General features: G+C 66.0%; 21 protein-coding genes. 14 read left to right on the forward strand and 7 right to left on the reverse strand.

The genetic code is table 11. The annotated features are described in order from the left end of the window. Nucleotides 1-105: 105 nt before the first annotated feature. From argA to AC2EBS_RS07030, 14 genes are all read left to right on the forward strand, one after another. A complete protein-coding gene (argA, locus tag AC2EBS_RS06965) occupies nucleotides 106-1,446 on the forward strand; it encodes an amino-acid N-acetyltransferase (RefSeq protein ID WP_484727675.1) in 1,341 nt (446 codons plus the stop codon). 101 nt (nucleotides 1,447-1,547) lie between these two features. Further along, nucleotides 1,548-1,820 (forward strand): oxidative damage protection protein, encoded by a 273-nt coding sequence (locus tag AC2EBS_RS06970; protein ID WP_484727676.1) that lies wholly within the window; start codon nucleotides 1,548-1,550, stop codon nucleotides 1,818-1,820. Between the two features lie 115 nt (nucleotides 1,821-1,935). Then, the gene (locus AC2EBS_RS06975; protein WP_484728299.1) at nucleotides 1,936-2,982 is read left to right on the forward strand and encodes an extracellular solute-binding protein; all 1,047 of its coding nucleotides are present in this window, start codon (nucleotides 1,936-1,938) and stop codon (nucleotides 2,980-2,982) included. A 195-nt stretch (nucleotides 2,983-3,177) separates the two neighbouring features. Beyond that, nucleotides 3,178-3,474 (forward strand): H-NS histone family protein, encoded by a 297-nt coding sequence (locus AC2EBS_RS06980; RefSeq protein ID WP_484727677.1) that lies wholly within the window; start codon nucleotides 3,178-3,180, stop codon nucleotides 3,472-3,474. A 280-nt stretch (nucleotides 3,475-3,754) separates the two neighbouring features. Then, the gene (locus AC2EBS_RS06985) at nucleotides 3,755-6,697 is read left to right on the forward strand and encodes a putative bifunctional diguanylate cyclase/phosphodiesterase (protein ID WP_484727678.1); all 2,943 of its coding nucleotides are present in this window, start codon (nucleotides 3,755-3,757) and stop codon (nucleotides 6,695-6,697) included. A gap of 22 nt (nucleotides 6,698-6,719) precedes the next feature. Beyond that, nucleotides 6,720-8,627, forward strand: a complete 1,908-nt coding sequence (gene dnaG, locus AC2EBS_RS06990; RefSeq protein ID WP_484727679.1) for a DNA primase — start codon at nucleotides 6,720-6,722, stop codon at nucleotides 8,625-8,627. 308 nt (nucleotides 8,628-8,935) lie between these two features. Beyond that, nucleotides 8,936-11,203, forward strand: coding sequence for an RNA polymerase sigma factor RpoD (gene rpoD, locus AC2EBS_RS06995; RefSeq protein ID WP_484727680.1), 2,268 nt, complete (start codon nucleotides 8,936-8,938; stop codon nucleotides 11,201-11,203). A gap of 254 nt (nucleotides 11,204-11,457) precedes the next feature. Next, nucleotides 11,458-12,426, forward strand: coding sequence for an adenylate/guanylate cyclase domain-containing protein (locus tag AC2EBS_RS07000; RefSeq protein WP_484727681.1), 969 nt, complete (start codon nucleotides 11,458-11,460; stop codon nucleotides 12,424-12,426). An 11-nt stretch (nucleotides 12,427-12,437) separates the two neighbouring features. Then, nucleotides 12,438-13,532, forward strand: a complete 1,095-nt coding sequence (hemH, locus tag AC2EBS_RS07005; protein ID WP_484727682.1) for a ferrochelatase — start codon at nucleotides 12,438-12,440, stop codon at nucleotides 13,530-13,532. Further along, nucleotides 13,529-13,966, forward strand: a complete 438-nt coding sequence (locus AC2EBS_RS07010; RefSeq protein WP_484727683.1) for an RNA-binding S4 domain-containing protein — start codon at nucleotides 13,529-13,531, stop codon at nucleotides 13,964-13,966. The genes hemH and AC2EBS_RS07010 overlap by 4 nt, the downstream gene beginning before the upstream one ends. A 113-nt stretch (nucleotides 13,967-14,079) precedes the next feature. Continuing rightward, the gene (grpE, locus tag AC2EBS_RS07015; RefSeq protein WP_484727684.1) at nucleotides 14,080-14,601 is read left to right on the forward strand and encodes a nucleotide exchange factor GrpE; all 522 of its coding nucleotides are present in this window, start codon (nucleotides 14,080-14,082) and stop codon (nucleotides 14,599-14,601) included. Between the two features lie 83 nt (nucleotides 14,602-14,684). After that, the gene (dnaK, locus tag AC2EBS_RS07020; RefSeq protein WP_484727685.1) at nucleotides 14,685-16,631 is read left to right on the forward strand and encodes a molecular chaperone DnaK; all 1,947 of its coding nucleotides are present in this window, start codon (nucleotides 14,685-14,687) and stop codon (nucleotides 16,629-16,631) included. 114 nt (nucleotides 16,632-16,745) lie between these two features. Beyond that, nucleotides 16,746-17,888 (forward strand): molecular chaperone DnaJ, encoded by a 1,143-nt coding sequence (gene dnaJ, locus AC2EBS_RS07025; protein ID WP_484727686.1) that lies wholly within the window; start codon nucleotides 16,746-16,748, stop codon nucleotides 17,886-17,888. A 181-nt stretch (nucleotides 17,889-18,069) separates the two neighbouring features. After that, nucleotides 18,070-19,698, forward strand: a complete 1,629-nt coding sequence (locus AC2EBS_RS07030) for a response regulator (RefSeq protein WP_484727687.1) — start codon at nucleotides 18,070-18,072, stop codon at nucleotides 19,696-19,698. Nucleotides 19,699-19,716: 18 nt separating this feature from the next. On the opposite strand, the gene AC2EBS_RS07035 is transcribed toward AC2EBS_RS07030, so the two are convergent. The 7 genes from AC2EBS_RS07035 to AC2EBS_RS07065 form a co-directional block, all read right to left on the reverse strand. Further along, the gene (locus AC2EBS_RS07035) at nucleotides 19,717-20,844 is read right to left on the reverse strand and encodes a PA0069 family radical SAM protein (protein ID WP_484727688.1); all 1,128 of its coding nucleotides are present in this window, start codon (nucleotides 20,842-20,844) and stop codon (nucleotides 19,717-19,719) included. A 106-nt stretch (nucleotides 20,845-20,950) separates the two neighbouring features. Beyond that, entirely contained in the window at nucleotides 20,951-22,369 is a 1,419-nt protein-coding gene (dnaB, locus tag AC2EBS_RS07040; RefSeq protein ID WP_484727689.1) for a replicative DNA helicase, read from the reverse strand. Between the two features lie 165 nt (nucleotides 22,370-22,534). Next, nucleotides 22,535-22,987 (reverse strand): 50S ribosomal protein L9, encoded by a 453-nt coding sequence (rplI, locus tag AC2EBS_RS07045; protein WP_484727690.1) that lies wholly within the window; start codon nucleotides 22,985-22,987, stop codon nucleotides 22,535-22,537. A gap of 14 nt (nucleotides 22,988-23,001) precedes the next feature. After that, a complete protein-coding gene (rpsR, locus tag AC2EBS_RS07050) occupies nucleotides 23,002-23,292 on the reverse strand; it encodes a 30S ribosomal protein S18 (RefSeq protein WP_484727691.1) in 291 nt (96 codons plus the stop codon). A gap of 20 nt (nucleotides 23,293-23,312) precedes the next feature. Further along, nucleotides 23,313-23,669, reverse strand: coding sequence for a primosomal replication protein N (gene priB / locus AC2EBS_RS07055; protein ID WP_484727692.1), 357 nt, complete (start codon nucleotides 23,667-23,669; stop codon nucleotides 23,313-23,315). A gap of 6 nt (nucleotides 23,670-23,675) precedes the next feature. Continuing rightward, on the reverse strand, nucleotides 23,676-24,038 hold the full coding sequence (gene rpsF, locus AC2EBS_RS07060; protein WP_484727693.1) for a 30S ribosomal protein S6: 363 nt from the start codon (nucleotides 24,036-24,038) through the stop codon (nucleotides 23,676-23,678). Nucleotides 24,039-24,198: 160 nt separating this feature from the next. Further along, entirely contained in the window at nucleotides 24,199-26,301 is a 2,103-nt protein-coding gene (locus AC2EBS_RS07065; RefSeq protein WP_484727694.1) for a sodium:solute symporter family protein, read from the reverse strand. Nucleotides 26,302-26,435 lie beyond the last annotated feature (134 nt).

The raw sequence follows: 26,435 nt of genomic DNA on the forward strand, positions 1-26,435 counted from the left end.
CTCGTTGCAGCACAGGGACGGCCATGCTCGCGCTGCGGCCGGCGCTGGGCAAGCGCTGCAACTGTTTGACGGGACAAGGCGATGGGCTGCGGCACAATTCCGCGCATGAGCCTTGTCTTCCCGCACACCTTCGTCCCCTGGTTCCGCTCGGTGGCGCCCTACATCCATGCCTACCGCGGCGAGACCTTCGTCGTCGGCATGACCGGGGAGCTGGTGGAGGCAGGCAAGCTGAATTCCTTCGTGCAGGACCTGTCCATCATGCACGCGATGGGCATCAAGATCGTGCTGGTGCACGGCTTCCGCCCGCAGGTGAACGAGCAACTCGCGGCCAAGGGCCAGCAGCCGCGCTTCCACCACGGCATCCGCATCACCGACTCGATCGCGCTGGACTGTGCACAGGAAGCTGCCGGTCAGCTGCGCTTCGAGATCGAAGCGGCGTTCTCGCAGGGCCTGCCCAATACGCCGATGGCCAATGCCGCGGTGCGCGTGGTCTCGGGCAACTTCCTCACCGCGCGGCCGGTGGGCATCGTCGACGGCGTCGACTATGTGCACAGCGGCCTGGTGCGCAAGGTTGATGCCGGCGCGATCCAGCGCGCCATCGATTCCGGTGCCATCGTGCTGCTCTCGCCCTTCGGCTTCTCGCCCACCGGCGAAGCCTTCAACCTGTCGATGGAAGAGGTGGCCACCAGCACCGCAATCGCGCTGCAGGCCGACAAGCTGCTCTTCCTCACCGAGGTGGCCGGCGTGCGCGAGAACCCCGCCGACCCGGACAGCCCCATCGACACCGAGCTGGCCCTGGCTGATGCCGAGCGCATGCTGGCCGGCCTGCCCAAGCCGACGCAACCCACCGACGTGGCCTTCTATCTGCAGCACTGCGTCAAGGCCTGCAAGGCCGGCGTCGAGCGCTCGCACATCCTGCCCTTCGCGGTGGACGGCGCGCTGCTGCAGGAGGTCTATACCCACGACGGCATCGGCACGATGGTCGTCGACGAGAAGCTGGAAAGCCTGCGCGAGGCCACGCCCGACGACGTCGGCGGCATCATCGCGCTGATCGAGCCCTTCGAGCGCGACGGCACGCTGGTCAAGCGCGACCGCACCGAGATCGAACGCGATGTCGAGCTCTACACGGTGATCGAGCACGACGGCGTGATCTTCGGCTGCGCGGCGCTCTACCCCTATGTGGAGGCGCGCACCGCCGAGATGGCCGCGCTGACGGTCTCGCCCGACGTGCAGGGCCAGGGCGACGGCGACCGCATCCTCAAGCGCATCGAGCAACGCGCCAAGGCCCAGGGCCTGACCAGCATCTTCGTGCTGACCACGCGCACCATGCACTGGTTCATCAAGCGCGGCTTTGCACCGGTGGATCCGGACTGGCTGCCCGAGGAGCGCAAGCGCAAGTACAACTGGGACCGGCGCTCGCAGGTGCTGGTCAAGCGACTCGGCTGAGCCGCAGCCAGGAACAAAGCGCCGCCCCGATCAAGGCCATGCCTGTCGCGCTACAGTGCGCGCGCATCACACTTTCACACCCATCAACGAGGTAGATCGCTATGGCCCGCACCGTGCAATGTCAGTATCTGAAGAAGGAAGGCGAAGGCCTGGACTTCGCGCCCTATCCGGGCGAGCTGGGCAAGCGCATCTACGACAACATCTGCAAGGAAGCCTGGGCGGCCTGGATGAAGCATCAGACCATGCTGGTCAACGAGAACCGGCTGAATCTGGCCGACCAGCGCGCCCGTCAGTACCTGGCACGCCAGATGGAGCAGTTCTTCTTCGGCGGCGGCGCCGAGCAGCCGGCCGGTTACGTCCCGCCGGCCAACTGAGGCTGGACTGCGGGACCGGTCCGCCCGGTACCGCTGGCTTTGACCTTGATAAAACAAGAATCATTCTTGTTTAGATTAGAATCGGCGTCATTCCAACCCTGGTCTGGAGCCGATGATGAAGCTGTCCCACCTCCTCAAGTCCACCCTCGCTGCCTGCGCCTGGCTGGCGGTCGCCAGCCCGAGCCTGGCACAGGAACAGGTGCTCAACCTGTACTCGGCCCGGCACTACCAGACTGACGAGGCGCTCTACGCGGACTTCACCAAGGCCACAGGCATCCGCATCAACCGCGTGGACACGGACGATGCCGGACTCTTGGCCCGGTTGAAGAGCGAGGGGGCAAACAGTCCGGCCGACGTCGTGCTGCTGGTCGACGCTGCGCGACTGTGGAAAGCCGAGAGCGATGGGCTGTTCCTGCCAGTGAAATCGGCCCTGCTCGAGAAAAGCATCCCCGCCCATCTTCGCGCCCAGGATCAGGGCAATGGCTCGGCCTGGTTCGGGTTTTCCACACGCGCACGAATCGTCGTCTACAACAAGCTCAGCGTCGCCAGGAGCGATGTCGACAGTTACGAGAAACTGGCCGACCCAAGGAACAAGGGGCGCATCTGCATGCGCAGCGCGTCGCACCCCTATAACCTTTCGCTTTTCGGCTCGATTTACGAGCATCTGGGCGCTGAAAAGACCGGGCACTGGCTCACAGGTTTGGCGGCCAATCTGGCACGTGAACCCAAAGGCGGTGATACCGACCAGATCCGCGCCGCCGCCAGTGGCGAGTGCAGCGTCGCCATCACCAACAGCTATTACCTGGCCCGCCTGATGCGCTCGAGCAAGCCCGAGGACCGCGCGACGGTCGAGAAGCTCGGCGTGGTGTTTCCCAATCAGCAGTCCTGGGGCACACATATGAATATTGCTGGCGGCGCGGTGGCACGCCACGCGAAGAATCGCGACAACGCCGTCAAGTTCCTCGAATACCTCGCTTCGCCGTCCGCGCAGGCCTATTTCGCCAATGGCAACAACGAGTGGCCGGCGGTCACAGGAGTCCGCGTTGGCAATCCGGCACTGGAGGCGATGGGCACGTTCAAGAGCGAAACCATCCCGGTCGCGGTGGTCGGCGCCAATCTGCCGAAAGTCCAGATGCTGCTGGACAAGGTCGGTCTGAAGTAAGTTTGCCGGCGCAAATCCTCATTGCTGCGTCACCGCAACAATATCGCGACGATTAGCGGCCGGTAATCGCGACCAAATATTGCCGCCCCCGAGAAACTCTGCGCATAATCTGCCGCCAGGGAGTTTTTCGGGGTGGGTGCGATATCGCGTGACCCCCACCGGCCTGCGCATCAACCCTAGCGAGGATTTGCAACGATGGCGTCTCTGAAGGAACTTCTGGCACAACGTGCTGCCCTTGACGAACAAATCTCCCAAACCAAAGAACGTGAGCGTGCCGAGGCCATCGCCAAGGTGAAGTCCTTGATGAGCGAATACGGTTTGAGTTTGGCCGACCTCAGTATGCGTAGTGCAAAACCGGTCAAGGCATCCAAGGTGGCGGTCAAATACCGCAACAAGGCCACCGGGGAGACCTGGAGCGGTCGCGGCCTGCAGCCCAAGTGGCTCAAGGCGGCAATCACCGCAGGCGCCAAGCTCGAGGACTTCGCCGTCTGAACAGCGCCAACCCGCTTCCAAAGAAGGCCGCCCATTGGGCGGCCTTCTTTCTTGCTGAGCGGTACAGCCAACTGGACTGCGGGTTTACCTGCGCCACCCATCTGCAGGGGCGCGATGGAGCACCGGCGCGACGACTGCTAGCATCATCGCGCCGGTTGACGTGGGTCCTTCCGGCCTCCACCACAAAAGCGAGAGAACAATGACCGCAGGGCCGACGGGCAGCCTTGGTGCCGTCGCCATCGAGGAGGGCCAGCACATCAGGTGGCGCCGCGCAGCATGGGTGGCGCTCGCCTGCGGCGTGGGCGCGGCTCTGGGCACGCTGAGCACACCAGCGGGCGGCGCTGCGCCGCTGCTCTGGCCGCCGGCGGCAATTGCCCTCGTCGCCATGCTGCGCTGGTGCTCGGCAATGGCACCAGCAGCACTGCTGGGCTTGTTCGTCCAGGGTCTGCTTGTCGGACAACCTGCGCTGCCGCTGCTGCTGCAGTCCGCCTCAACCGTGGCCAGCGCAGGCTTGGGCGCCTGGGCACTCGCTGCCCTGGGCTTGCGTGCCGGCATGCCGCGTCGCGCCGATGCCGCGCTCTTTGTCCTGATCGGCGCTGGCGCAGGCCCCGCACTGGGCGCCACACTCGCCACGCTGGCCTCGTTGGCCAGCGGCACTCTCCAAAGCGAGTCCTGGTGGCTGACTCTGGCACAACGCTTCGGCGCCGAAGCCGCCGCCGTGATGGCCATCGGCCCGCTGCTGCTCGGTAGCCGGTCCACGCGCAGCACCGCCAGCGGCTGGCGGGCGACAGTCGGCCCTCCACTGCTGATGCTGGCCACACTGGCTTCGGCGCTCTGGGCCTTCCACTGCCTGGAAGTGGACCCGACCGCCAGCAGCGCTTGGCTCCTCGTCCCGACCCTGCTGCTGGGCTGGATGGCCTTGCGCATCGACGAGCAGCGCTGGAGCTCGGCCACCCTCGCGCTGCTGGGTCTGGGCATCGCACTGGCCGGCGCGATGGATCTGGGCCCCTTCCGCTTCAACGCCGGGGCGGCAAGCATGGCCCCGCTGTGGGGTTATATCGGGACGCTGGCCGTCATCGTGCTGTTGGCGCAGACGCTCTCGGCCGAGCTGCGCCAGGACCGCTCGCGCTGGCGCAAGGCCTTGGACGCGTCCGGGCTCGGGGTGGCCGAGTGGGATCTGGCGACCGGCCGCAGCACGGCATCGCCGCTGTGGCAACAGTTGGCCGGACCGCTGCACAGCAAGCACCCGCTGGACTGGCTGGATGTCGCCCACCCGCTGGAGCACAGCGCGGTCGCCCCGCTGCTCAGCGAACTGCTCTCGCGCCACGGAGGCAGCCAGCTGGCGCAAGCCCTGCGCCTGCGCGATGCGGCCAGCCAGGAATGGCGCTGGCACGAACTGCGCTGCCTGGTGCTCGAGCGCGACGAAAGTGGCGCCGCGCGGCGCTTGCTGTGCACACTCGCGGACACGCACTGGCGCCACACTGCCGAGGAACGCCAACGCATGAGCGTCAGTCTGTTCCAGCATCTGCACGAAGGTCTGCTCGTCACCGACACGCAGCACCAGGTGCTGGATGCCAACCCGAGCTACTGCCGCCTCTTCGGCGCGACGCGCGATGCGCTGTGCGGTCAGACGGCCGCTCCGCTGCAGGCCGAGCTACTGCTTCGCAACGGCATCGATCCTGGTCGCCTGCAGCAGGCACTGGCGGTGCAGGGTCACTGGGTCGGCCGTGTGCAGTGCGCTGACATGCAGGGCCGCCCGCTCACCCTGCAGCTGACCGTCTCGGCCATTCCGGAGCCCAGCGGGCCGGTGCGCTTTCACGTCGTGGCGATTACCGATCTCACTGAGCAGACGCAGCAGCAAGCCTTGCTGGATCGCCAGGCGCGCTTCGACCTGCTGACCGGATTGCCCAACCACGCCGAGTTCCGCCGCCGCCTCGAGGCCGCGCTGGCGGCCAGTGACCGCGAGGGCTTCTCGCTGTGCATTGCCTGTCTGGACCTGGACCTGTTCAAACGCTTCAACGCGCTGAGCGGTGAGGCGGTGGCCGACCGACTGCTGGTCCAGGTCGCCCAGCGGCTGCAGACCGCGCTGCGCAGTGCGCCGCAATGGTCCGACGAGCTGGCCCGGCTGTCGGGCGACGAGTTCGGCCTCATCCTGCGCTGCAGCGACGCCGGCGAGGCCCGTCTGGCCGCCGAGCGCATCCTCAATGTGCTGCGCGTGCCCTTCGATGTGGCCGGGCTGGGCGATCCTCAGGAGATCACCGGCAGCCTCGGCGCGACGCTTTACCCGCTGGACCACTCGGATGCCGAGACCCTGCTGCGCCATGCTTCGCACGCGCTCTACCGCGTGAAGCGCTCCGGGCGCAACAACTTCCAGTTCTTCGACACCGAGAAGCGGCTGCGCAACGAGGCGCGCGTGCTGATGCTGGGCCGCATGCAAGAGGCGCTCGACGCCGGCGAACTGCGTCTGTACTACCAGCCAGAGGTGGACCTGCGCAGCGGCCGCGTGATCGGCGTCGAGGCGCTGCTGCGCTGGGATCATCCCGAGCAGGGCCTGCTCGGACCCGCCACCTTCCTCCCCGAGGTCGAGGCCACCGGTCTGGGCGTGCAGATCGGCGACTGGGTCATCGAGCAGGCGCTCAAGCAGTCGGCACAGTGGCTGGCCGAGGGTCGGCGCTTGCAGGTCAGCGTCAATGTCTCGGCCCGCCACCTGCAGTCACGGGACTTCGCGCAGCGCCTGCTCGAGCTGGTCTCCCGCCATGCCGTGCCGGTGGGCCGCCACCTCACGCTCGAGGTGCTCGAGTCCGCTGCACTGGCCGATGTCGACGCCACACGCACACTGATCAACCGCCTGCGCGTGCTGGGTGTGAAGTTCGCGCTTGACGACTTCGGCACCGGCTACGCCAACCTCAACTACCTGAAGCATCTGCCCGTCGATGCGCTGAAGATCGACCGCTCCTTCGTGCTGCAGATGCTCGACGACGCGCAGGACCGCGCGCTCATCGAGGGGGTCCTCAATCTGGCGCGCCACTTCGGCTGCCAGGTCTTCGCCGAGGGCGTCGCCAGCACCGCGCATGCCAGCGCCCTGCTCGCGATGGGCTGCGAGATTGGCCAGGGCAGCGGGATCGCAGAACCCATGCCTGCGGCCGCACTGCTGCCCTGGATCGATCGGTTCGAGAGCATGCCCATCCTCGCCCCCGGCACCAGCGAGCCGGCGCCGCTGTGAGCGCCGCCTGTAGACTGCGCGGGTGATTCCACCCGGCTTCATCCAGGACCTGCTCGCGCGCATCGACATCGTCGATGTCGTCGGCCGCCATGTCGAGCTGAAGAAGGCCGGCATCAACCACAAAGGCCTGTGCCCTTTCCATTCGGAGAAGTCGCCCAGCTTCATCGTCAGCCCGACGCGTCAGACCTACCACTGCTTCGGCTGCGGGGTCCACGGCAATGCGATCGGCTTCCTGATGGAACACCTTGGCATCGGCTTCGTCGATGCGGTCAAGGACCTTGCCCAGCAGGCCGGCATGCAGGTGCCCGAGGAGGAGCGTTCGCCCGCCGAGATCGAGCGGGCGCAGCAGCTCAAGCAGCGCGAGGCCACGCTGACCGAGGTTCTGGAACGCGCCAGCCAGCACTACCGCAAGCAGCTCAAGGCCAGCCCGCGCGCGATCGACTACCTGAAGCGCCGCGGCCTCACCGGACAGATCGCGGCCCGCTTCGCGCTGGGCTATGCGCCAGAGGGCTGGCGCGCGCTCGCCAGCGCATTTCCCTCCTATGACGACGCCATGCTGGTCGAAGCGGGCCTGGTGATCCTGCATGGCGAGGAAGGCGCAGAGCAGAAGCGCTACGACCGCTTCCGCGACCGCATCATGTTTCCGATCCGCAATGTGCAGGGCAGCACGATAGGCTTCGGTGGCCGCGTGCTGGACAAGGGCGAGCCCAAGTACCTGAACTCGCCGGAGACCCCGGTGTTCCACAAAGGCCGCGAACTCTATGGCCTGTTCGAGGCACGCCAGGGCCTGCGCGCGCGCGGCTACGCCCTGGTCGTCGAGGGCTATATGGATGTGGTGGCGCTGGCCCAGCATGGCTTCGACAACGCCGTCGCTACCTTGGGCACGGCCTGCACGGCAGAACATGTGCAGAAGCTGTTTCGCTTCACCGAGGCGGTGGTGTTCAGCTTCGACGGCGACGCTGCCGGGCGGCGCGCTGCCGGCCGGGCGCTGGAAGCCGCGCTGCCGCACGCCAGCGATACGCGCACGATCAAGTTCCTCTTCCTGCCGCCCGAGCATGATCCGGACTCCTATGTGCGCGAGCATGGCGCCGAAGCCTTCGAGCGCTATGTCGAGCAGGCCGTGCCGCTGTCGCGCCAGCTGCTTGAAAGCGCCGCCGACGGCTGCGACCTGGGCAGTGCCGAGGGTCGCGCCCGGATGCTCAGCAACGCCCACCCTCTGTGGTCAGCGCTGCCCACCGGCCTGCTCAAGCGCCAGCTGCTCGGCGACCTTGCCCGCCGCGCGCAGCTACCCGAACAGGAACTGCTCGAGCTCTGGCAAGGCAGCAGCGAGCCGCAGCGCCACGCAAGCCCCGAGCCGACAGCCGATGGCGACCGGAACGCGCCGGCGAACGCGCCTCAGGCCCGAGCACGCGCAAAGCCCACGCGTAAGGAATGGAGCCCAGGCAACAGCTGGAAGCGCCGCAACGAGATCGCAGACGAGACCTACGGCACGCCGCGCCGCCAGCCTCCAGGCCCGGCGGATCATGTGCTGCGCATGCTGCTGCTCAGCAGCCAGTGGTGGGAGCAGCTCAGTCACGACGACCAGCTGATGCTGCACGAGCTGCCGGCGCCGCACGGCGAACTGGTCCGCTGGCTGGAGCGCTTTCTGGTCAACCACGGCCCCAGCCCCTGGTCGGTCATCGAGGCGGCGCTGGCCGAGGACGGCCTGCTCGAGGAGGCTAGCCGCATCGCCGGCGGGCTGCATGCGGAGCAGGAACCGCTGCTGGAGGATCTGGAGCGGCTGCTGCGACGCCTGCGCATCGCCCATATCGACGCCGAGATCCAGCAACTGATCGCCAGCAAGCCGCAAGGCGAGGACCTGCGCCGCATTACCCAGCTGCGCGCCGACATCGAAGCGCTCAAGCAGGGCCTGCTTGCCGGCGCGGGCTGAGCGCAACGAGCGACAGCGCTATAATTCGCCCGTTTTCGCGCGCCGACAAGAGTGACGGCAGCTCGTTGCCGGACCCGGCCACCCAGCGACACTGGGCACCCATTGAGGTATCAAGGCCAACTTTTCCGCCAGGGCTGCAACTACAAACGTTCACGCCAACTTGCACGCGCCACGCCGGGCCCTGCCCCTCGCCTGCCGGGGAGTATCCCAGCGCATGAACGCCGCCTGAGCCACGCTTCGCGCGATTGCGATGTACGGGGCTCCGGGCGGCTGCTGCATTGCCCGCCCCTATCCATTCGAGGACTTGCATGACCGCAAAGAAGACCGCGTCCAAGGCTGGCGCCGCTGCCGAGGCAGAAGACACCAAGAAGACTGCCGCCAAGAGCGCCAAGGCCACGGCCACTGCGAAGCCCGCAACCAAGGCTGCTGCCAAGGCTCCAGCCAAGACGAGCGCCAAGGCTGCTGCCGCCTCTGCGGACGACAAGCCCAAGCGCGGCCGCAAGCCCAAGGCCGAGACGACCAGCAAGAAGGCCGCCAAGCCCAAGGCTGAGGACGAGGAAGAAGATTTCTCCGACCTCGAGGCGGAGTTGGAAGGCGAGGTCGAGGCCGACACCGAGGTGGAAGCCGAAGAGGCCGCCGAGGACAAGCCCAAGGCCAAGCCGCTGCGCATGAAGGTCAGCCGCGCCAAGGAGCGCGCGCTGATGCGGGAATTCGGTCTGGACGAGACCGCGCTGACCGAAGAGGAAGTGGCCAAGCGTCGTCAGGAGCTGAAGACCCTGATCAAGATGGGCAAGACGCGTGGTTTCCTGACGCATCAGGAGATCAACGACCACCTGCCCGAAAAGCTGGTCAGCGACGAAATCCTCGAGGCGATCATTTCCATGCTCAACGACATGGGCATCGCCGTCTATGAGCAAGCGCCCGACGCGGCCACGCTGCTGATCTCCGGCAACACGACCAGCGCTGCCACCGAGGAAGAGGCCGAGGAAGCCGCCGAAGCCGCGCTGTCCACGGTGGACTCGGAGTTCGGCCGCACCACCGACCCGGTGCGCATGTACATGCGCGAGATGGGCACGGTCGAGCTGCTGACGCGCGAAGGCGAGATCGAGATCGCCAAGCGCATCGAAGGCGGCCTGCAGGCGATGATGCTGGCGATCTCCGCGTCGCCGACGACCATCGCCGAGATCCTGTCCATGGCTGCGAAGATCCGCGCCGGCGAGCAGCAGATCTCCGACGTGGTCGACGGCTTCGTCTCCGATGACGAGGCCGACGACTATGTGGCCGAGGAGGACTTCGACGAGTTCGACGAAGAGGACGACGACGACGGCAACGGCGGTTCCAAGGCGCTGACCAAGAAGCTCGAAGAGCTGAAGAACGCCGCGCTGGTGAAATTCGACAGCCTCGAGGCCAGCTTCGAGAAGATGCGCAAGGCCTTCGAGAAGGACGGCTACAAGTCAGCCTCGTACAACAAGGCCCAGGCCGCCATCAGCGCCGAGCTGATGACCATCCGCTTCACCGTCAAGACCATCGAGCGCCTGTGCGACATCCTGCGCTCGCAGGTCGATGACGTGCGCCGCTACGAGCGCGAACTGCGCAAGATCGTGGTGGACAAGTGCGGCATGTCGCAGGAGCACTTCATCAAGACCTTCCCGCCCAATGCGCTGAACCTGCAGTGGGCCGAGAAGGAAGTCGCCGCCGGCAAGCCCTACTCCGCCGTGCTGGGTCGCAATCTGCCGGCCGTGCAGGAGCTGCAGCAGAAGCTGATCGACATCCAGGCCCGCGCCGTCGTGCCGCTTGAGGATCTGAAAGAGATCAACAAGAAGATGAACGAGGGCGAGAAGGCCAGCCGCGACGCGAAGAAGGAAATGATCGAGGCCAACCTGCGTCTGGTCATCTCGATCGCGAAGAAGTACACCAACCGCGGCCTGCAGTTCCTGGACCTGATCCAGGAAGGCAATATCGGCCTGATGAAGGCGGTGGACAAGTTCGAATATCGCCGCGGCTACAAGTTCTCGACCTACGCCACCTGGTGGATCCGCCAGGCGATCACGCGCTCGATCGCGGACCAGGCCCGCACCATCCGCATCCCGGTTCACATGATCGAGACGATCAACAAGATGAACCGCATCTCGCGCCAGCACCTGCAGGAGTTCGGCTTCGAGCCGGACGCCCCGACGCTGGCCGAGAAGATGGAGATCCCCGAGGACAAGATCCGCAAGATCATGAAGATCGCCAAGGAGCCGATCTCCATGGAAACGCCGATCGGGGACGACGACGACAGCCACCTGGGCGACTTCATCGAGGACACCAACAACACCGCGCCGATCGAGGCCGCGATGCAGGCCGGCCTGCGCGACGTGGTGAAGGACATCCTCGACTCGTTGACCCCGCGCGAGGCCAAGGTGCTGCGCATGCGCTTCGGCATCGAGATGAGCACGGACCACACGCTGGAAGAGGTCGGCAAGCAGTTCGACGTCACCCGCGAGCGCATCCGCCAGATCGAAGCCAAGGCCATCCGCAAGCTCAAGCACCCGAGTAGGTCGGACAAACTTCGCACGTACTTGGACAACCTGTAAGGTTGGCCGAGGACGCAGCCGCCGCCAGGCGGTGGTGCTCGCGACGCGAGCACCACGGAGTTTGCGCCCTGACTCGCGCAGCGAGGCTGGGCACAAGTTGCTGCACCTCTCTCATCCCAGGGCTGGCCTCCGCCAGCCCTTTTTCCTTGCCAAAGCGCATCGCCCCAGCCCCCTCACCTCGGCGTTTGTCCCAACGAACTGTCACCGCCCCCGGCTACACTGAGAACTCTGTCACGAAAGTCCCGCCCTCGCCCATGACCCAGATCCGGGAACGCACCGTCTTGTTTGCCGATTTGCGCGGCAGCACGGCGCTGTTCGAATCGATGGGCAATGCAGAGGCGACCGCGCTGGTGACGCACACCGTCGGTCAGGTCGGCAAGTCGATTGGCGACTGCGGCGGCAAGGTGGTCAAGACCCTGGGCGACGGCCTGATGGCCGTCTTCGACGCCCCCCGCGATGGCGTGAAGGCCGCCACCCGCATGCATGAAGCGCTGGAGCGTCTGGTCGCCAAGAGCCGCCAGCCCGGCGCCCTGCCTGGCGCGCGCGCGCTGCGCATGCAGGTGGCCTTGGCGCGGGGCGAGGTCGTGGAGATGGGCGGCGACTGCTTCGGCGATGCGGTCAACGTGGCTGCGCGACTGCTCGACCATGCCGGCGACAACGAAACGCTGATCACCGACGAGGTGCTGGCAGGCCTGCCCAGCACCCTCAAGGGACGTTTCCGCAGCCTGGACCGCATCTCGGTGCGCGGCCGTGTCGAGCCGGTGCATGTGCATGTGCTCGACAAGCCCGGTCAGGGCGATGCTGCAGCCACGCAGTTCGGTGAGCCGCGTCAGGACAGCAGCGAACCCGACGGCATCCGTCTGGTCTGGCTCGACCTAGACCGGGTCTTCGACATCGCATCGATGCCCATCGTGCTTGGGCGCAGCGTGCAAGCGACCTACTGCATCACCGATGGTCGCGTGTCGCGATCCCACGCTCGGATCGACTGGCATGGCGGCTCTTTTTCGCTGACCGACCTGAGCTACAACGGAACCTATGTGCGCTTCGTCGGCACTGGCGACATCGTCAGCCTGCGCCGCGGCAGCTGCACGCTACATGGCAGCGGCGTGATCGGCCTGGGCGGCTCGCCGATCGATGGGCGCTCGCCGGTGGTGAGCTTCGAGGTGCTGCACTTCGCGGACACAGAGCCCCTGCTCTCCGGCACCGGCCGCGGCGCTCTGTAGACTTCGGGCGCATGTCCCGCTTCAATACCGAACCCCGCCATGTCCACGGCAGTGCGGCCAAGACGGCCGTGCTGTTCTGCAACCTGGGCACACCCGACGAACCCACGGCGCCGGCGTTGCGCCGCTACCTCGCCCAGTTCCTCAGCGATCCGCGAGTCGTGGAGATCCCTAAGCTCGTCTGGATGCTGATCCTGCATGGCATCATCTTGCGCGTGCGTCCGGCCAAGTCGGCCGCCAAGTACGCCAGCGTCTGGATGCCCGAGGGCTCGCCGCTGAAGGTCTGGACGCTGAAGCAGGCCAAGCTGCTGCAAGGCTATCTCGGCGAACGCGGTCATCGCGTGATCGTGCGGCCGGCGATGCGCTACGGCAATCCAGCGATTGCCGCCACGCTGGACGAACTCAAGGCTGAAGGCGTCAATCGCGTGCTGGTGCTGCCGGCCTATCCGCAGTACTCGGGCGCCACCACCGCCAGCGTGATCGACGATGTCTCGCGCTGGGCGCTGCGCACGCGCCACCTGCCCGAGCTGCGCTTCATCAACCGCTATCACGATGACCCCGGTTACATCGCGGCACTGGCCGACAGCGTGCGCCGCCATTGGGAGCAACACGGCCGCCCCGAGCTGCTGGTGATGAGCTTCCACGGCATGCCCGAGCGCACGCTCCATCTGGGCGACCCCTATTTCTGCGAATGCCAGAAGACCGGCAGGCTGCTGGCCGAAGCACTGGGGCTGGGCCACGAGCAGTACCTCGTCACCTTCCAGAGCCGCTTCGGCAAGGCCAAGTGGCTGGAGCCCTACACAGAACCGACGCTGCGCGCCCGCGCCGCCGCGGGGCTGAAAAAGGTCGACCTGATCTGCCCCGGCTTTGCCGCTGACTGCCTGGAGACACTCGAAGAGATCGCGCTCGAGGCCCGGCAGGCCTTCGTCGAGGCCGGCGGGCGCGAGTTCCACTACATCCCCTGCCTCAACGACGGCCCGGCCGGCATGCGCATGCTGGCCGACCTGGCCGAGCGTCATCTGCAGGGCTGGCCGACACGCGAGCAACCGGACCCGCTCGCGCTGGAGCAGCAGCGCCTGCGAGCACAGGCCGCCGGCGCAGCGCAATGAGCGAAAGCAGGGACAAGCCAACGCTCAACGCGATGCGCCTGGACAAGTGGTTGTGGGTGGCGCGCTTCTACAAGACGCGGGCCCTGGCCGTCGAGGAGATCGCCCGCGGCCGGGTCGAGGTCAATGGCCAAGCCGCCAAACCCTCGCGCGACATCCGCCCAGGCGACCTGCTGCGACTGCGCCAGGGCGTGGCCGAACGCGAGGTGCAGGTGCTGGCGCTGAGCCAGGTGCGCGGGCCGGCACCAGTGGCGCAGGCGCTCTATGCCGAGACGCCCGAGAGCGTCGCCAGGCGCGAGCAGGCCGCCGAGGCGCGCCGACTGGCGCCAGAGCCTGCGTTGGCCATCGCCGAGAACCGCCAAGGGCGCCCCACCAAGCAGGATCGTCGCCGGCTGGCGGACTGGCAGCGCTGGAGTGCCAGCAGCGAGCGCGACTGATCGGGCAGCATAGGCCCGCCAAGCTCGGGTTTGCACCGAGGCCCATGCCAGAATCCCCCTCTTGAATCTGGGGCATCCGCCCCCAACTCGACGCGATTGCTTCCTTTCGCACCATGACGACCGACAACAACACCCACCAAGACGCAGCGGCCGGCGCCGAAGCATCGGCCGAGATGCAGACCCCCGAGGCCAAGATCGCCGAGCTGGAAGGCCGCCTGGCCGAGATGTCCGACGCCTATCTGCGCGCCAAGGCCGAGGCGGAGAACGTCCGCCGCCGCGCCGACGAAGAGATGAGCAAGGCGCGCAAGTTCGCCATCGAAGGATTCGCCGAGGCCATGCTGCCGGTGATGGACAGCATGGAGGCCGCGATCGCCACACCCGACGCCAGGGTCGAGACGGTGCTGGAGGGCGTGCACGCCACCAAGCGCCAGCTGGCCGCCGCGCTGGAGCGCAACAAGGTGCTGGAGATCAACCCGGCCCAGGGCACGAAGTTCGATCCGCATCAGCACCAGGCGATCTCGATGGTGCCGGCCGAGCAGGAGGCCAATACCGTCGTTGCGGTACTTCAGAAGGGCTATCTGATCGCCGAACGCGTGCTGCGCCCCGCGCTGGTCACGGTGGCCGCACCGAAGTAATTCACAGGCCGCTGCCCCCTTGAAAGGCGGCGACTTATCCACATCTCTCAGAACAACGAAACCACCTCTGTCCGGAGCAAAACATGGGAAAGATCATCGGCATTGACCTCGGCACCACGAACTCGTGCGTGGCCGTGATGGAAGGCAACACCTCGCGCGTGATCGAGAACGCCGAAGGCGCCCGCACCACGCCGTCGATCATTGCTTACCAGGAAGACGGCGAGATCCTGGTCGGTGCCTCGGCCAAGCGCCAGGCCGTCACCAACCCGAAGAACACGCTGTACGCGGTGAAGCGCCTGATCGGCCGCAAGTTCACCGAGAAGGAAGTGCAGAAGGACATCGACCTGATGCCCTACACCATCGCCGCCGCCGACAACGGCGACGCCTGGGTGGAAGTGCGCGGGAAAAAGATGGCGCCTCCGCAGGTCAGCGCCGAGGTGCTGCGCAAGATGAAGAAGACTGCCGAGGACTATCTCGGCGAGGAAGTGACCGAGGCCGTGATCACGGTGCCGGCCTACTTCAACGACGCCCAGCGCCAGGCCACCAAGGATGCTGGCCGCATCGCCGGTCTGGATGTCAAGCGCATCATCAACGAGCCCACCGCCGCGGCCCTGGCCTTCGGCCTGGACAAGCACGGCAAGGGCGACCGCAAGATCGCCGTCTATGACCTGGGCGGCGGCACCTTCGACATCTCGATCATCGAGATCGCCGACGTCGATGGCGAGAAGCAGTTCGAGGTGCTGTCCACCAACGGCGACACCTTCCTGGGCGGCGAGGACTTCGACCAGCGCATCATCGACTACATCGTCACCGAGTTCAAAAAGGAACAGGGCGTCGATCTGACCAAGGACGTGCTGGCCCTGCAGCGCCTGAAGGAAGCCGCCGAAAAAGCCAAGATCGAGCTCTCCAACAGCTCGCAGACCGATGTCAACCTGCCCTACATCACGGCCGATGCCTCGGGTCCCAAGCACCTGAACATCAAGCTGACCCGCGCCAAGCTGGAAAGCCTGGTCGAAGAGCTGATCGAGCGCACCATCGCCCCCTGCCGCACCGCGATCAAGGATGCCGGCGTGTCGGTGAGCCAGATCGACGACGTGATCCTGGTCGGCGGCATGACCCGCATGCCCAAGGTGCAGGACAAGGTCAAGGAGTTCTTCGGCAAGGAACCGCGCAAGGACGTCAACCCCGATGAGGCGGTGGCCGTCGGCGCCGCGATCCAGGGTCAGGTGCTGGGCGGCGAGCGCAAGGACGTGCTGCTGCTGGACGTCACCCCGCTGTCGCTGGGCATCGAGACCCTGGGCGGCGTGATGACCAAGATGATCGCCAAGAACACGACCATCCCGACCAAGTTCAGCCAGACCTTCTCCACCGCCGACGACAACCAGCCGGCAGTGACCATCAAGGTCTACCAGGGCGAGCGCGAGCTGGCCCAGGCCAACAAGTCGCTGGGCGAGTTCAATCTGGAAGGCATCCCGCCGGCACCGCGCGGCCTGCCGCAGATCGAGGTGACCTTCGACATCGACGCCAACGGCATCCTGCACGTCAGCGCCAAGGACAAGGGCACCGGCAAGGAGAACAAGATCACCATCAAGGCCAACTCGGGGCTGTCCGAGGAGGAGATCCAGAAGATGGTGAAGGACGCCGAGCTCAACGCCGCCGAGGACAAGAAGAAGGTCGAGCTGGTGCAGGCCAAGAATCAGGCCGACGGCATGGTGCACTCGGTGCAGAAGTCGCTGTCCGAGCATGGCGACAAGCTCGAGGCCGGCGAGAAGGAGAAGATCGAAGCGGCGATCAAGGATCTGGAGGAAGCCATCAAGGGCGACGACAAGGCCGTGATCGAAGCCAAGACCGAAGCGCTGATGACGGCCAGCCAGAAGCTCGGCGAGAAGATGTATGCCGACGCCCAGGCGGCCCAGGCCGCTGCGGGTGCCGCTGGCGGCGCCGAGCAGCCCCAGGCCCAGCAGGCTTCGGCCAAGCCGGCCGACGACAACGTGGTCGACGCCGAGTTCAAGGAAGTCAAGGACAAGTAATGGGTCCCCTGACGCGTTGCCGGCCGCAGCGCGTCACCGTCGCCGCGCAGGAGCCTTGGGCCACCGCCCAAAACGCTCGGCGCGGCGCAGTTGTTTGAAAGCCTGGAAAACCTCATGGCAAAGCGCGACTACTACGAAGTCCTTGGCGTGGCCAAGAACGCCAGCGAAGAAGAGATCAAGAAGGCCTATCGCAAGCTGGCGATGAAGTACCACCCTGACCGCAACCAGGGTGATGGCGCCAAGGCTGCGGAAGAGAAGTTCAAGGAGGCCAAAGAGGCCTACGAGATGCTGACCGATGCGCAAAAGCGTGCAGCCTACGACCAGTACGGCCATGCCGGCGTCGACCCGAACATGGGCGCCGGTCGCGGCCCCGGCCCCGAGGGCTTCGGCGGCTTCGCCGAGGCCTTCGGTGACATCTTCGGCGACATCTTCGGCGCTCAGGGCGGCGCTCGCCGCGGTGGCGGCCAGCAGGTCTATCGCGGCAGCGACCTCAGCTACGCGATGGAGATCACGCTGGAGGAAGCCGCGCGCGGCAAGGAGACGCAGATCCGCATTCCCTCGTGGGAGAACTGCGAGACCTGCAAGGGCTCGGGCGCCAAGCCCGGCACCAGCGCGAAGAACTGCGGCGCCTGCGGCGGCTCGGGCACGGTGCATATGCGCCAGGGCTTCTTCAGCATCCAGCAGAGCTGCCCGCACTGCAACGGCAGCGGCAAGATCATTCCGGATCCCTGCACCGCCTGCAACGGCCAGGGCAAGCTGAAGAAGAGCAAGACGCTGGAGGTGAAGATACCCGCCGGCATCAACGAGGGCATGCGCATCCGCTCCGCCGGCAACGGCGAGCCAGGCGTCAACGGCGGGCCGCCGGGCGACCTCTACATCGAGATTCGCATCAAGCAGCACGAGATCTTCGAGCGTGACGGCGACGACCTGCACTGCACCATGCCGGTAGGCATGACTACCGCGGCGTTGGGCGGCACGATCGAGGTGCCGACGCTGGGCGGCAAGGCCGAGATCGAGCTGCCCGAGGGCACCCAGCACGGCAAGACCTTCCGCCTGCGCGGCAAGGGCATCAAGGGCGTGCGCTCCAGCTACCCCGGCGATCTGTACTGCCACATCAGCGTGGAAACGCCGGTCAAGCTCACCGAGCACCAGCGCAAACTGCTCAAGGAACTCGACAAGAGCTTCAGGGACGGTGGCGAGAGGCATTCGCCGAACGCAAAAAGCTGGACCGATCGCGTCAAGGACCTCTTCAAGTAAGACTGCGCATTAGTACCGCCGAGCTGCGCGCACGCCGCACGCGTGCGCGCGGTACAGGGCTAAAGTTCGGCAAGTTCATCGCCGAAGAGGCAGAGGTGAACGCCTCTACTCATCTGCGCGTGGCCGTGGTCAGGCACCTTGCTGCGTGCTCGCCATCGCCGCGCGTAGCCCTGGAGTCGCCATGCAAGTGATCGATAGCGGACTGGAGAATGCCAGCGCGCTGATCATCGACAGCAACGCCAGCTCGCGCAGCCTGATGGCCGCACAGCTGCGCGATCTGGGCGTGGGTACCGTGAAGCAGACCTCGCGGGTGCGCGACGCGCGCGTGCTGCTGGAGCACGGCAGCTACGACATCGTGCTGTGCGACTACCACTTCGACGACGGCGAGCTGTCCGGCCAGGATCTGCTCGACGAGTTGCGTCGCGAGCAACTGCTGCCCTACTCGACCATCTTCGTGATGGTGACGGGCGAGGCTTCGTATTCGAAGGTCGCCGAGGCGGCCGAGGCGGCACTGGACGCCTATCTGGTCAAGCCCTATACGCTGGCCTCGCTGGCGGAGCGGCTCTCACATGCGCGCCAGCGCAAGCGCATCCTCAAGCCCATCTTCGAGGCGATCGAGTCGCAGGACTTCGAGACCGCCGCCAATCTTTGTATGCAGCGCTTCGACGAGCGGGGGCGCTACTGGCTCTACGCGGCACGCATCGGCGCCGAGCTGCTGCTGCGCCTGAACCGCCATGCCGACGCGCGCAAGCTCTACGAAGCCATCATCGAGGCACGCACCGTCCCCTGGGCCAAGCTGGGCGTAGCGCGATCAGAGATCGCCGCAGGCAATCTGCACGAGGCCAGGCGCACGCTGGAGACGCTGATCGGCGAGGTGCCCGACTATGCCGATTCCTACGACATCATGGGACGCATGCAGATGGACCAGGGCGAGGTCGCCGAAGCCCTGGAGACCTACCGCGTCGCGGCGCGTCTGACCCCCGGCTGCTTGCTGCGTGGCCAGCGTGCCGGCACGCTGGCCTACTACATGGGACATCGCGCGGAGGCACTGAAGATGCTCGAGAGCACCATGTCCAACGGCCTGCGCTCCAAGCTCTTCGATCTGCTCACCCTGGTGCTGATCGGGCTGATGCGCTTCGACGCGCGCGACGTGAAAGGCTTGCGTTATGCGCATGAGGCCATGCTGCAGGAGATCGAGCGCGACCGCTTCTCGGAGCGCACACGGCGCTTCGGCCTGGTCTACCAGGTGCTGCGCGAAACGATGGAAGGCCGCGGCTCTCAAGCGATGACGGCGCTCGCCAAGTACACCGCGGAAATGGAGGCGCCCGACTTCGACCTCGAAGCCGCCAGCCTGCTCATCGGGCTGTGGGCGAGGCTGCGCAAGCGCGGCGCTCAGATCGACGGCATGGAAGCCGGCCTCGAAACCCTGGGGCTGCGCTACTGCACGACCAAGTCGGCGACGGAAATCCTCGTTGCCATGACCGAAGGCGACGAGGCCGCTGCCAGCCAGCTGCGCGACGCACATGTGAAGGTCTTCGGCATCGCCGAAACGGCAATGCGCCACTCGCTGCGCGGAGGCGCGGAGACAGCGGTTCGCCTGCTCATCGAGCAGGGCGAGGCCACGCGCAATGCCAAGCTGATCGACATGGCCAAGCTGGTGCTCAAGCGCCACGAAGAGAAGATCAGCTGTGCCCAGGCGCTGCAGGAGCAGATCACCACGCTGCAGGAGCGCTATGTGCTGCCGCTCGGCGGCGCAGCCACGCGCATCGGCCAGGCCAGAGCCGCCGGCGCCCTGGCGTTGCGCGTCTGAGCCGCCGGGCCGGCAACCTCAGAACAGCTCCCCTTGCCCTGCAAGGGCGGCAGGACGACGAAACTGCCCGAAGTCGAGCGCCAACTGGTCGCGATTCAAACCCAGCCTGGCGCAGGCCTTGCGCATGCGTTGCTGCATCAACTCGGCCCAAACGCCTTCGCCGCGCATGCGGCTGCCGAAGCGTGGGTCGTTGTCGCGCCCGCCGCGCATCTCGCGCAAGCGCGCCATGATGCGCTCGGCGCGATCTGGCTGATGCTGCTGCAGCCAGTCCTGGAAAAGCGGCGCCACTTCCCAGGGCAGACGCAGGGGAATGCTGAAGGCGCTGCGCGCGCCCGCCTCCGCAGCGGCCTCGAGAATACGCTCGAGCTCGGGCTCGTTGAGAAAGGGAATCAGCGGCGACACACTGACGCCTACCGGCACACCCGCCCCCGCCAGCGCCCTGATCGTGCGCAGGCGGCGCTGCGGCGAGGCGGCTCTGGGCTCCAAGGTTCTCGCCAGTTCGGCATCCAGCGTAGTTACCGAGACATAGACCGCCACAAGGCCGCGCGCTGCCATCGGAGCAAGGAGGTCGAGATCACGCTCGACACCCGCCGACTTGGTGACCAGCGAGAACGGGTGTCGGCATTCGGCCAGCAACTCGACGATGGCGCGGGTCAGTCGCAGCCGGCGCTCGACCGGCTGATAGGCATCGGTCGCCGTGCCCAGGCACAGGGAACGGGGTTGATAGCTCGGGCTGGCCAGGCTCTCGCGCAGGCGCTCGGCCGCATTGATCTTGGCAACGATGCGTGTCTCGAAGTCCAGGCCCGGCGACAGGTCCAGGTAGGCGTGCGTCGGTCGGGCGAAGCAGTAGATGCAGCCATGCTCGCAGCCGCGATACGGGTTGATGGAAAGGTCGAAGGCAATGTCGGGGGACTGGTTGCTGCTGAGAATGCGCCGCGCCTGTTCCTCGATGATCTGCGTGCCCGGGCCCAGCGGCTTCTCGGCAGCCAGTTGCTCCAGACTGCCCCAGCCATCGTCGTGCTGCTCACGCAGATCCTGCTCGAAACGATGGGCGATGGCCCAGGCGCTGCCCCTTCCCTTGAGCGCTTCCGGCCGCAGATAGAGCGGCGGAGCAGACTTGATCGACGATTTCGGACTCGCGGACATACTGTATGTTTATACAGATATCAGCGGTTGTCCATTCCAAATGAATAGACCGGCGCGCGGCCGGTCTCGCTTGAGCATTCCCTCGCACAGCAAGGCGCGCGCTTGCTCAGTACTCGTCGCCGCCCGAGTAGCCAGGCGCCAGGTTCTCGAACTTGGTGTGCATGCGCTGGAAGGCCAGCTTCACCGTGCCCACCGGACCGTTACGCTGCTTGGCGATGATGATCTCCGCGACACCCGGCTCCTTGCACTCGTCCTTGGTGTAGTACTCGTCGCGGTAGATGAACATGATGATGTCGGCATCCTGCTCGATGGCGCCGGACTCGCGAAGGTCGGACATCATCGGCCGCTTGTCCGGCCGCTGTTCCACCGAACGATTGAGCTGCGAGAGCGCAATCACCGGACAACCCAGCTCCTTGGCCAGCGCCTTCAGGCCCCGCGAGATCTCGCCCAGCACGGTGGCACGGTTTTCCTCGTTGCCACCGTTGCCGCTCATCAGCTGCAGGTAGTCGATGATGATCAGGCCCAGCTTGCCGCTGATGCGCGCCTGGCGGCGCGCGCGGGCACGTACCTCGCTGGGCGACAGACCCGGGCTCTCGTCGATGTAGATCGGCGCCTTGCCGAGCTTGTCCACAGCTTCGGACAGACGCCCCCATTCGTCGTCGGCGAGACGGCCGGTGCGCAGATGGCTCTGATCGATACGACCGATCGAGCCGACCATACGCAGCGCCAGCTGCGCCGCACCCATTTCCATCGAGTAGATGACGACCGGCAGGCCTTCGTTGATAGCAACACTCTCGCCGATATTGATCGCAAACGCGGTCTTGCCCATCGATGGTCGGGCCGCCAGCACGATCAGGTCGCCGGGCTGCAGTCCGGCGGTCATGCGGTCCAGATCGTAGAAGCCGGTGCGCACGCCGGTGACGTCCTCGGCCCCCTGCTCGGCCAGTTCGTTGACTCGATCGATCAGCTGCACGACCAGCTGATCCATGCTCTGGAACCCCTGCCGGCTGCGCGAGCCTTCCTCGCCGATGCGGAAGATCTTGCCTTCGGCCTCGTCGAGGATCTGCGTCACCGCACGGCCCTGCGGATTCAGCGCCGCGGTGGCGATCTCGTCCGAGGTGGCAACCAGCTTGCGCAGGATGGCGCGCTCACGCACGATCTCGGCATAACGCCGCAGATTGGCGGCACTGGGCACGCTCTGCGCCAGCGCATTCAGGTAGGCCAGACCGCCGCACTCCTCGGCCTTGCCCAGCGAGGTCAGCTCTTCGAAGACCGTCACCACGTCGGCGGGCTTGCCGGCGTTGACCAGCTTGCCGATGGCCGCGAAGACCTGCTTGTGCTCGTAGCGGTAGAAGTCGGAGTCGGTCAGCAGGTCCGCGGCGCGATCCCAAGCGGAGTTGTCGATCAGCAGGCCGCCCAGCACGCTCTGCTCGGCCTCGACCGAGTGCGGCGGCACCCGCAGGCGCGCAACCTCGTCGTCTTGCGAGCCACCCGAAGAACCAGGAGAAGAGAAGATCGCTGACATGGCGGACCAACTGTCCACAGCCTCTGTGTGCAAGCCTGTGGAGAAAGTGTTCAAGACCTGGGGTTACAGCGGGATAACTGCGCCCCCAGAAGACAAAAAGCCGACGACTCGGAAGTCATCGGCTTTCTCGATCGTTGCAGCACTAGGGCTGCAGCGCATTAGGGCTTACTCGGCCTCGGCCACCACCTGAACGGAGACTTCCACCACCACGTCGGTGTGCGGAGCCACGCTCACGGGGAACTCGCCCACCGCCTTCAACGGGCCGTTGGGCATGCGGATCTGCGCCTTCGCGACCGCGAAGCCCATCTTGCCCAGTGCCTCAGCGATGTCGGCATTGGTGACGGAACCGAACAGGCGGCCGTCCACACCCGCCTTCTGGCTGATGCGCACGGTCTTGCCGTTGATGCTCTCGCCCAGGGCCTGGGCAGCAGCCAGCTTCTCGGCGGCAGCCTTCTCGAGCTCGGCGCGGCGGGCTTCGAATTCCTTGATCGCGGCCTCGGTGGCGCGGCGCGCCTGCTTGGTCGGGATCAGGAAGTTGCGGGCATAGCCGTCCTTGACCTTGACGACGTCGCCGAGGTTGCCGAGGTTGGCCACTTTTTCAAGCAGGATCACTTGCATGGTGCTGGCTCCTCTTAGACCTTGTGCTGATCAGAGTACGGCAGCAGGGCCAGGAAGCGAGCACGCTTGATGGCCACGGTCAGCTGACGCTGGTAGAAAGCGCGCGTGCCAGTCAGGCGTGCGGGCGTGATCTTGCCGTTCTCGCCGATGAAGTCGCGCAGCGTGTCCACGTCCTTGTAGTCGATCTGCTCGACACCTGCGACGGTGAAACGGCAGAAACGCTTGCGACGGAACAGCAGCGATTGTTGGTTGCGCTTGGGTTTGCGGTCCTTGGAGAACCGACCTTTACCACGTGCCGGGGGCATAGTTGACCTCTTTCTTCAATTCAATCCGGATTCGAACCATCGGGTGCGGGGCTGGGCGTCAGCTCGGTGAGGTGAAAGATCACCCCACGACCGTTGCGCATGGCGGCGAGGAAGCCTGTGAACAGGGCAGCCCCTCCGACACCAAGCGCCTGAACGCGCTTGCAGATCTCGCCGATCGCCACGCACTTGATCTCCAGTGAGACCTTGCGTGGCCTGCCTGCCTCGATGACCTGAGACTCATGCTTCAAGCTGAAGTCCAGGGCCGTCTGGCCGGCCGGCGTGTATCTGATCAGTCCCAACTCCAGCAGCTGTGCCTGCAAGACCAGTTGATTCACCGGCTTTGCTTGGGCGCGAGCAGTACTGAAGCCTTGATTCACCCGCTCTTAGGCGTTGGCGTCCTGGGGAGCCTTGCGAGCCTCTTCGCGCTCGACCGCCTTCATCATCACCGAAGGCGAGGTCTCGGCCTTGCTCTTCACCACGGTCATGTGGCGCAGCACGGCGTCGTTGAAGCGGAAGCCGGTCTCCAGCTCAGCCAGCGTTTCCTTGCTGCACTCGATGTTGAGGCAGAGGTAGTGCGCCTTGGCCAGCTTCTGGATCAGGTAGGCCAGTTGACGGCGACCCCAATCCTCGACGCGGTGGACCACGCCGCCGCCAGCGGTGATCAGGCCCTTGTAACGTTCCAGCATGGCCGGAACTTGTTCGCTTTGATCCGGATGGATCAGCAGAACGATCTCGTAATGACGCATAGACACTCCTTGTGGATTCCAGGCTGTTCACTGCAGGAGGATTCCGCAGCGCTTCGCCCGAGGAAGCCGCCCCACAGCGTCAAACTCGTGGGTACGGCAAGGGAAAGCCTGCGATTGTAGCGCAGCTTCGCAGTCCAGCGGACTAGCCTGCCGGCGAACCTCAGAGCTTCGCCGGTGCGCGCAAGGCATCGACCACTGCGGCCTCCCGCGGCCGCGGCGCCGGCGTGAGCAGGCTGACCACGATGATCGCCAAGAAGCTGGCCGGCACACCGAAGACGCCGGCCGAGATTGGCTGTATGCCCCACCAGAGCTCAGGAGCGCCGCCAAGGCCAAGCACTGAGCGCAGCCAGGGCTGCGTCTTGGCCATGTAATAGCCGGTCACGAACAGTCCGACCAGGATGCCGGCCAAGGCGCCCCAGTGATTGGCACGCCTCCAGAACACCGCCGTCACCAGCACGGGAAAAAGCGCCGATGCCGCAAACGAGAAAGCTGCCGCGACGAGAAAGAGGATGTCCGCCGGCTTCTGCGCCGCGACTGCCGCCGCCGCGAGCGCCGTGAGCATGAGCAGGGACTTGGAAATCGTCACCCGGGTCGCCGTTGAGGCCGAAGGATTGATCGTCCTGTAGTACACATCATGGGAGAGCGCCGCGGAGATCGTCAGCAGCAGGCCATCGGCAGTGGACAGTGCGGCCGCGAGGCCACCTGCCGCCACCATGCCCGAGACCACGAAGGGCAGTCCTGCCAGTTCTGGCGTAGCCAGCATCACGATGTCACCACTGATCTGCAACTCGCCGAGTTGCAGGATGCTGTCACCGTTGATGTCGCTGACCGAGAGCAGCGCTGGGTCGACGCGGGCCCATTCGGCGATCCAACCAGGCAATTGTCCGAACGGTGTGCCAACCAGCTTGCTGAAAACCTCGAACTTGACCATCACCGCCAGTGCCGGCGCGGTGAGGTAGAGCAACCCGATGAAGAGCATGGACCAGCCCACGGACTCGCGCGCCTCCCGCACGGTTGGCGTGGTGTAGAAGCGCGCCAGGATGTGCGGCAGGCCGGCGGTACCCAGCATCAGGCAGAACACCAGGGCCAGGAAGTTGCGCCGCGACTCGTCGAAGCGGCGCTGCTCGGCCTCGCTTCCCTGCGGATCGCCCGCGAAGGCCGTGCCGTGCGGCGGCATGCCCGCCAGTGGACGGCCACGGGCCTCGTCGGCCGCCTTCTGGCGTTCCCACAGCGCCTGCGCCTCGTCGGCGGTGCGCGGCATCTGGGCCAGGCGCTTCTCGGCGGCCTGGATCTGTGCCAGTGCCGCATCCTCGGCCTTGAGCCGGGCCACCTGGCGCTGCGCCTCCTGACGCTCGCGGGCCAGCGCCTCTGGAACGTTCTCCAGCTTGTCGCCGAGCACCTGTGCCCGCTGGTGCAGCAACTCGATCACCTGTTGCTCGCGCGTATCGGCGACCAGCCGCTGCTCGAGCTCAGCGATCTGCTGCACCTGGGCGCCATAGACCGCTTGCGGCAAGGGCGAACCGGTCTGCTTGACCGACAACCAGACCACCGGCACCAGGTAGGCGAGGATGAGGATGATGTATTGCGCCACCTGCGTCCAGGTCACCGCGCGCATGCCGCCCAGAAAGGAGCAGACCAGCACGCCGCCCAGGCCGACGAAAACGCCGATCTCGAAGGTCAGGCCCGACAGCCGCGTGGTGATCAGCCCGATGCCGTAGAGCTGGGCCACCACATAGATGAACGAGCACAGCACCGTCGCGATGGCTGCAAGCAAGCGCACCGAGTTGCCGCCGTAACGAGCCCCCAGGAAGTCGGGCACGGTGAACTGGCCGAACTGCCGCAGATACGGCGCCAGCAGCAAGGCCACCAGACAGAAGCCGCCGGTCCAACCCAGCACGAAGGCCAAGCCGCCGTAGCCTGACAGGTAGAGCGTGCCCGCCATGCCGATGAAAGTGGCGGCACTCATCCAGTCGGCGCCCACGGCCATGCCGTTGTAGACCGCCGGCACGCGACGCCCGGCCACGTAGTACTCATTGGCGTCGGTCGTGCGGCTGAGCACGCCAATGCCGGCATAGACCGCCACGGTGGCGAACAGGAAGATGAAACCGATCGAGGCTTTGGACAGCCCCATGCGCTCCAGCATCGCCAGCAGAGCGATGAAGGCAAGGAAGCCCACGGTGAACCAAGCGTAGATGCGATCCAGCCTGCGCTTGAGGCTGCGCTGGGTCGGGGCGGCGGCCGTGACGGGCAGTGGTTTGGGCACGTCCTAGTTTCCCGTGGCAGTTGCGTCTGCGGCACCCGGGCTTGTACGGGCACAGGCACAGGGCCAGGCCCGCACGCCGGATCGTGCCGCAAGTCGATTGACGGGCAAGCCGCGGCCGCCCGTCAGACTGATGG

The organism is Roseateles sp. T103 (genome assembly GCF_057219915.1).

Bases quoted from the DNA above. Each gene is read 5' to 3' on its own strand.
- argA (WP_484727675.1), top strand. From the start codon at position 106: ATGAGCCTTGTCTTCCCGCACACCTTCGTCCCCTGGTTCCGCTCGGTG.
- AC2EBS_RS06970 (WP_484727676.1), top strand. From the start codon at position 1,548: ATGGCCCGCACCGTGCAATGTCAGTATCTGAAGAAGGAAGGCGAAGGC.
- AC2EBS_RS06975 (WP_484728299.1), top strand. From the start codon at position 1,936: ATGAAGCTGTCCCACCTCCTCAAGTCCACCCTCGCTGCCTGCGCCTGG.
- AC2EBS_RS06980 (WP_484727677.1), top strand. From the start codon at position 3,178: ATGGCGTCTCTGAAGGAACTTCTGGCACAACGTGCTGCCCTTGACGAA.
- rpoD (WP_484727680.1), top strand. From the start codon at position 8,936: ATGACCGCAAAGAAGACCGCGTCCAAGGCTGGCGCCGCTGCCGAGGCA.
- AC2EBS_RS07000 (WP_484727681.1), top strand. From the start codon at position 11,458: ATGACCCAGATCCGGGAACGCACCGTCTTGTTTGCCGATTTGCGCGGC.
- hemH (WP_484727682.1), top strand. From the start codon at position 12,438: ATGTCCCGCTTCAATACCGAACCCCGCCATGTCCACGGCAGTGCGGCC.
- AC2EBS_RS07010 (WP_484727683.1), top strand. From the start codon at position 13,529: ATGAGCGAAAGCAGGGACAAGCCAACGCTCAACGCGATGCGCCTGGAC.
- grpE (WP_484727684.1), top strand. From the start codon at position 14,080: ATGACGACCGACAACAACACCCACCAAGACGCAGCGGCCGGCGCCGAA.
- dnaK (WP_484727685.1), top strand. From the start codon at position 14,685: ATGGGAAAGATCATCGGCATTGACCTCGGCACCACGAACTCGTGCGTG.
- dnaJ (WP_484727686.1), top strand. From the start codon at position 16,746: ATGGCAAAGCGCGACTACTACGAAGTCCTTGGCGTGGCCAAGAACGCC.
- AC2EBS_RS07030 (WP_484727687.1), top strand. From the start codon at position 18,070: ATGCAAGTGATCGATAGCGGACTGGAGAATGCCAGCGCGCTGATCATC.
- AC2EBS_RS07035 (WP_484727688.1), bottom strand. From the start codon at position 20,844: ATGTCCGCGAGTCCGAAATCGTCGATCAAGTCTGCTCCGCCGCTCTAT.
- dnaB (WP_484727689.1), bottom strand. From the start codon at position 22,369: ATGTCAGCGATCTTCTCTTCTCCTGGTTCTTCGGGTGGCTCGCAAGAC.
- rplI (WP_484727690.1), bottom strand. From the start codon at position 22,987: ATGCAAGTGATCCTGCTTGAAAAAGTGGCCAACCTCGGCAACCTCGGC.
- rpsR (WP_484727691.1), bottom strand. From the start codon at position 23,292: ATGCCCCCGGCACGTGGTAAAGGTCGGTTCTCCAAGGACCGCAAACCC.
- rpsF (WP_484727693.1), bottom strand. From the start codon at position 24,038: ATGCGTCATTACGAGATCGTTCTGCTGATCCATCCGGATCAAAGCGAA.